The 6259-nt window shown below is 43.5% G+C and carries 6 protein-coding genes; all 6 read right to left on the minus strand.

All coding sequences use genetic code 11. From position 1 onward, the window contains the following. Positions 1–2: 2 nt before the first annotated feature. Positions 3–1397, minus strand: a complete 1395-nt coding sequence (gene yaaA / locus I2503_RS00870; RefSeq protein ID WP_196966721.1) for a peroxide stress protein YaaA — start codon at positions 1395–1397, stop codon at positions 3–5. Then, on the minus strand, positions 1397–2017 hold the full coding sequence (locus I2503_RS00875; RefSeq protein ID WP_196966723.1) for a copper homeostasis protein CutC: 621 nt from the start codon (positions 2015–2017) through the stop codon (positions 1397–1399). The genes yaaA and I2503_RS00875 overlap by 1 nt, the downstream gene beginning before the upstream one ends. Positions 2018–2092: 75 nt before the next feature. Then, on the minus strand, positions 2093–3535 hold the full coding sequence (locus I2503_RS00880) for an alanine/glycine:cation symporter family protein (RefSeq protein WP_196966725.1): 1443 nt from the start codon (positions 3533–3535) through the stop codon (positions 2093–2095). 4 nt (positions 3536–3539) lie between these two features. Continuing rightward, positions 3540–4433 (minus strand): RluA family pseudouridine synthase, encoded by an 894-nt coding sequence (locus tag I2503_RS00885; RefSeq protein WP_196966726.1) that lies wholly within the window; start codon positions 4431–4433, stop codon positions 3540–3542. Beyond that, entirely contained in the window at positions 4423–4884 is a 462-nt protein-coding gene (gene lspA, locus I2503_RS00890; protein WP_196966727.1) for a signal peptidase II, read from the minus strand. The genes I2503_RS00885 and lspA overlap by 11 nt, the downstream gene beginning before the upstream one ends. Beyond that, positions 4877–5782 (minus strand): LysR family transcriptional regulator, encoded by a 906-nt coding sequence (locus I2503_RS00895; RefSeq protein ID WP_196966729.1) that lies wholly within the window; start codon positions 5780–5782, stop codon positions 4877–4879. Before I2503_RS00895 ends, lspA begins: the two co-directional genes overlap by 8 nt. Positions 5783–6259: the final 477 nt, after the last annotated feature.

Raw genomic sequence — 6259 nt, forward strand, 5'->3', positions numbered from 1 at the left:
TCCTATACTTCTCGGACAAATATCCAATCCTTGGAATCCGATAATTCCTTTTGGTAAACAAAGCCTGCAACATTCATGCCTTTAATTTCCTCCAGTTCTTGAACGGGTTTTTCCGCTAGGGCTTGGATTAATAGACCCCGCCCTTTTTTGGAGATGGTTGAGTGCGTTTTGAGGACGCCTCCCTTCTTTTCTTTAAATTGGATTCGAATAAAATTGTCTCTGACTTCCTTAGAAAATACTTGCTCAAATTCAGATGAGAGCAGAGAAAGCACGGCATCTTTGCCTATCGCAGCATCAAAATGGGGACGCCAGAATTGACTCAAACTTTGTCCCGCTACTTGGAGGGGAACTTGAAAGTCCAAGCGATGGGCTGCCATGGGAGTCAAAATAGGCACGCAGCCATAGAGACTAGAGGTAATGTAGACTTGGTTCCAGAAAGGATTGTCAACCTGTTCGCGATCGAATTGCCGATACATGAGACCATTAAACAATTGCAGAGCTGGCTTACTCTTAGCCTGGCCTTGTCGCAAAGCATTGAAGCGGTCTTCCTCTTCCTTTGCCTTGTCCTCTTTTAATTTGAAAAAAGCCGACCAATCTTCAACCTGCGCTAGGGCTTCAAGAACAGTTTGACAAGCTGGAGATAAAGGCTGTCTTTCCGTAAACGTCCCAGACAGGTCTAACTCCTTAGCTGTGGGCAGTAAAATTTTCATCATTTTCCTTTCTAAGGTCAGGTCTCCTCCAATCATGTGATAGGATTTGACCAAGTGACTTAGGATCTCTTCTAGTGTATTACGACCATCCAAGGGAAAGCTAACCCAGTACTTCTTGTTCATATGGAAGCCTGGATAAGCCTTGTGGCTTTTGAGGAGCTCCGAAACCTGGTCAGACTTGACGGTTAAAATCGTGACCGGCCCTTCTTTGCGAGAATCAATTTTAGCCCAATCGATTTCCTGAACCACTCCAAACCAAGTTTGTTTGGAGCCATAACGAAAAACGGCAGCTTTAGGATGGGCTTTCCAAAGAAATTCTAATTCCCAACCCCAACGAATGTTTACCAGTTGAAGCAAAGATTCTGCTTGATCAGAAAAGACTGTTGAGGGTTGACTGATCAGCCTCTCTATTTGACCTAATCTGTCCCATAACACCTCCCGTACTTGGCCAACATAAGCTCCCTTGCTAGAAGGAATAAAAGCCAAAGGATAATCAGCCTCAGCGAGAGGATCCCAGAGACTGATGTCCATCTTGGACGCTTGGGAATCCCATTGGAGGCGGAGCTCAAGCTCCACCTCCTCCAAAAGTTCTTGATAGTGAAAGGTTTCCCCATGCTTTAAAAAGCCAACAGCTTTCAGTCTCTGTTCATAAATGGGATTTTGAAAAAAGCTTGAACGCCAGTCCATTATCCAACGACCTTGGTACCATGCAGTTGGTCTACGCCAAACCGTTGAGCAATTTTATCACGGTTCTCTAGGTTAATTCCTCCGCCAAGCAAAATCTCAATTTTCCCAGCGGCGCGTGCGACGATTTGATCAAGCTGCTCTGCATAGAACCAGATATCTTGATCTTGCGGACCACCGTGAGTCAGAATGCGTTTAAATCCAGCTTGAGCTAACCAATCCAAGGACTCCAAGCGTTGGTCCCAAGGAATTTGGTCAAAGGCCATATGGAACACAGTTTCGTCTTCTCCCACTGCCTTCAAGAGCTTTTGGAGATTTTCCTTGTCCAAGCTTCCATCTTCCAATAAAGCTCCAAAAACAAAGGACTGGATTCCCATCTCTTTGGACACCTGAATTTGCTCTAACATCAGCTCAACTTCTTCGGGACTATAGACGAAATCCCCACCTCGTGGACGAATCATGAGGGCAATGGGAAGACCTAATGGCAGCGCTTCTTCAATCATTTCTGGAGTCGGAGTAATACCCCCTACAGACAAATCGGCACAAAGCTCCACCCGCTCTGCCCCTGCCTCTAAAGCAAAAGGAATCAACTTGACATCTTCTGTACAAAATTCGTATAACATATGGTCACCTCCATGTATTTCTATTCTTATTATACAAAAAACTCAGGTCACTATTGACCTGAGTTGACTGGTACTCTATTTTTTCGCCCGCTGCTCCCAGTAAGCAGCGTTTTTTATATCCAGACTAGCTGGGTTGAAATCAGGATTCTTCCCTTCTTTTCTTTGTTTTTCATAATCTTTCAATAATTTAAAAGCAAGAGGGGAAAGGAAGAGAATGGCGGTGACGTTGAGCCAAACGGTGATTCCGCTGGCAATCTCCCCCATGGTCCAAGCCATCTGACTCGAAGCAATACCTGAGTAAATCAACATTCCCACCATCAAAACTTGCATAATCGTAAGAGGAACTTTCAACTTTTCAGGCTTGAGTAAATAGCGAAGATTGGTTTCTGCAATATAGTAATAACTCATCAAGGTTGTAAAAGCAAAAAATACCAGCGCAAGGGCCACAAATACAGGTCCGAAGTTGCCTAAAACAGAAGAAAGAGCCGTTTGCGTATAGAGAGCACCTGCACGATCGGGGTTGGTATCTGCCAAATGGGCCACCACCGGATTTGAATTCGCATCAAAAACATTGTAAGACTTGGTCAAAAGAATGACTAAAGCTGTCCCTGTGCAAACAAATAGTGTATCGATGTAGACAGAAAAGGCTTGTACCAAACCTTGTTTAACTGGATGGGAAACTTGGGCAGACGCTGCAGCAGCAACTTGAGACCCTTGTCCAGCTTCGTTTGAGTAAACTCCCCGTTTAACCCCATAAGAAATAGCTGAACCAAGCAAGCCCGCAAACATAGGTTCTAACCCAAACGCAGAATTAAAAATCAACTGGAAGACAGGGATAACTTGATCGAAATTCGCAAAAATAATCACGAAAACCATCAGGAGGTAAATGCCTGCCATAAAAGGAACCACAACTTCCGCAATTTTAGCAATACGCTGAATCCCACCCAAAACAATCATCAAAAGTGCAGCTACCACCACCAAGGTAGTAGCAAGGGGAGGAATACTCAAGGCATTATTCATAGCCATACTGATTCCATTAACCTGAATCCCAGACATGAGAAAGGCAAAGGAGAACGCTAAAATAAAAGCCATGGCCATCGCCAATTTCCTTAATTTAAGCCCTTTTTCGATATAGTAGGCTGGACCTCCGTAAAAATGACCATCGACCTCTTCTTTATAGACTTGTCCTAGGGTTGTCTCTACAAAGGCAGATCCAGCCCCGACAAAGGCAATCACCCACATCCAAAAAACAGCTCCTGGCCCACCAAATGCAATGGCCGTGGCAACACCCGTAATATTCCCAGTTCCGACTCGACCAGAAAGAGCTACTGAAAGTGCTTGGAAAGAAGATATTCCTTGTCCATCCTCAGGTTTTTCAAACATCATCCGAATCATTTCTGGAATCATCCGAATTTGAACAAACTTGGTACGAATTGTGAAATACAAACCTGCTCCAATTAGAAAAGCCAGCAATGCTGGGCTCCAAATCCAATCAGACAGCGTTCTGACGAAATCCATTTACTTAGTAATCCTTTCTTAATTGCTCTAGATTTTTTTCAAAAATATCCGGTAAAGGTGCTGAAAACACCATTGTTTCCCCAGTTCGAGGATGCGTGAAGCCCAGCTGAGCCGCATGCAGAAATTGTCCATGACCACTCAAGGTTTTCTTTGGGCCATAGAGTGGATCACCGGCAACTGGGTGACCAATGTAAGCCATGTGAACCCGAATTTGATGGGTACGACCTGTTTCCAACTGCAACTCCACAAGACTATAGTTCCCAAAGCGTTCCAAGACTGTGAAACGAGTGAGGGCGGGTTTGCCACTGGCTTGGACTGCCTGCTTCTTCCGATCTTTCTCACTCCGACCAATTGGAGCTTCAATCACTCCCTTGTCACTTGGCAGGTTGCCATGCACCAAGGCCAAATACTTCCGTAGGGATTTTTTTTCTTTTAATTCCCGTGCCAGTTTTTCATGGGCTTGATCATTTTTGGCGACCATTAGAAGGCCAGAGGTATCCTTGTCAATTCGGTGGACAATCCCTGGCCGCATGACACCATTGATACCAGATAAATCTTGAACATGATAAAGCAAGCCATTGACAAGGGTTCCATTCGGATGGCCAGGGCTCGGGTGTACTACCATTCCCTGTGGCTTATTCACAACTGCCACATCTTGGTCTTGATAGACTAAATCGAGAGGAAGATTCTCCGGCTGGATATCCAATTCCTCCGGTTCTGGCAGTTGATAAGAGATGATATCTCCTTCCGCGACAGCATACCTCGGCTTTTTAGCCTGACCATTCACGAGAACAAGGCCAGCCTTTATCTGTTCATTGGCCAGGCTTCGAGATAACGCTGTGTTTTCAGCCAAGACCTTGTCCAGGCGCTCTCCACCTATTTCTACCTTAAACTCCATCTTCATCCTCCCTTAAGAGATCTAAAATTAAAATAGCAACTCCAACAGTTAAGTAGGAATCTGCCAGATTAAAAACGGCAAAATCGATAAAGGTGAGTTGGAACATATCAACCACAAAACCTTGGCTAGCCCGATCAATAAAATTGCCAATACCCCCAGCCATCATTAAAGCCAAACCAACTTGACGCTCCCATTGATTGGCTCTAGCCTTGAAAAAGTAGTAGCCAGCGACTCCCATGGCCAAAGCGGTTGTTAAGAAGAAAAACCAAAACTGTCCTTGAAGCATCGAGAATGCGGCTCCTCGATTCTGCAAATAGGTCAAATCCATAATTCCCGGCCAGAAGGTTAACTGTTCGCCAATGGCAATATGGTCCACGACCCAGGATTTCAAAAGTTGGTCGCCCACTATCAAGAAAAAGCCGAGAATCAGCAATAATACTTTTCTAGACATAACCAATCTCCTCTGCTGCTTCAACTAGCAATTCCAAGAAGTCCTGGGCAATGGCTGATAATTCAGTACCTGAACGGTAAGCACAAACCATGGTATTCTTACGCCCTTCCTTGACCGGCAAGGCCACGATCCCTGGACTCACTTCCTTGTCTAAGAAGCCAGATCCTGTCGCATAGCCATGGGTCCGTTTTAACAGACCATTCAAGGTTGCCCGATCCGTTACTTCATAAAGCACCGGACTCGTTGAGGTATCAAAAAAGTTTTCAGAATAATAGAGGTACTCATCTTTTTCTTGGGTAAAGCGAACCGTAGGATAATTCTCCAAGTCTGACATGGAAATCTCACTTTTTTCAACCAAGGGATGATTTTCCGCTAGATAAATATGAGTCGGGAATGAAAATAGCTCTTGTATTTCCAAATCCATTTTCTGTAACTTTTGCTGAATCCCTTTTTCATTTTGACTGTTCAAATAAAAGAGACCAATCTCACTGTGTCCCTTATATACCTCATCTAGGATTTGCAAGGTCGTGGATTCAAACAGTCGAAAATCTCGATGTTCAGACCAGAGACTCGCTAACTTATTTAAAATATCGGGTAAGAAGTCATAATGCTGACCCGCCACAGAAAACTCTGTTGCTTCTTCTGGAGATTGGTATTGATTTTCTAGGACATCAAATTCCTGAACCAAATTCTTAGCCTTTTCATAGAAAGGCATCCCCCTTTGGGTCAAGAATGTCCCTGAATTGGTCCGATTAAAAATCTTAAAGCCAAGCTCCTGTTCCAAATCCCGAATCGACATGGACAAACTCGGTTGACTAATGTACAACTTCTCCGCCGCTTCTCGGAAGGTGCCACTATTGGCCAATGCCACCACATTCCGCAATTGTTGAATATTCATATTCCTACCTGTTTCAAAAAACTTCCTTCTATTGTACACTATGTCAGCCAAAAATTCTAGGTCTATCAAGGAAAAAAGCCCTTACAAGTAACTCTATACTCTTTGAAAATCAAATTTAACCGTTGTCAGATCAGACAGTCTAGCAGACTGTCTGAGATTCTAGTTGAAAAAACGAAGTTTTTGTCAACTTTGCCGTACTTATTTGAAACTTTCTTGGAAAGTTATATCAGCAAGCTGCTTTGTAATAAAAGGAAAGTATAGTCTTTTATTTGAAAATAACACAGTAAAAAAGCGCAAAAAAACACTATCTGTGTTATACTTAAGGTGAACATATTTAAAAATGTCTTAAGGGTGTTGCCGCATCCCTAATGCTTTTACTGCTTCATAAGTTTGATGTGTTTTCAAAAGTTTGTAGACAATTCTTAGTATCTTATGAGCACAAGCGATAACAGCCTTCATCTTACTTCCTCTTTGGGA

Origin of the sequence: Streptococcus sp. NLN64, from assembly GCF_015831295.1 — a bacterium.
Lineage (GTDB): Bacteria > Bacillota > Bacilli > Lactobacillales > Streptococcaceae > Streptococcus.

Excerpts from the sequence above, each read along its gene's own strand:
- I2503_RS00885 (WP_196966726.1), bottom strand. The coding sequence starts at position 4,433 with ATGGAGTTTAAGGTAGAAATAGGTGGAGAGCGCCTGGACAAGGTCTTG.
- lspA (WP_196966727.1), bottom strand. The coding sequence starts at position 4,884 with ATGTCTAGAAAAGTATTATTGCTGATTCTCGGCTTTTTCTTGATAGTG.
- I2503_RS00875 (WP_196966723.1), bottom strand. The coding sequence starts at position 2,017 with ATGTTATACGAATTTTGTACAGAAGATGTCAAGTTGATTCCTTTTGCT.
- yaaA (WP_196966721.1), bottom strand. The coding sequence starts at position 1,397 with ATGGACTGGCGTTCAAGCTTTTTTCAAAATCCCATTTATGAACAGAGA.
- I2503_RS00895 (WP_196966729.1), bottom strand. The coding sequence starts at position 5,782 with ATGAATATTCAACAATTGCGGAATGTGGTGGCATTGGCCAATAGTGGC.
- I2503_RS00880 (WP_196966725.1), bottom strand. The coding sequence starts at position 3,535 with ATGGATTTCGTCAGAACGCTGTCTGATTGGATTTGGAGCCCAGCATTG.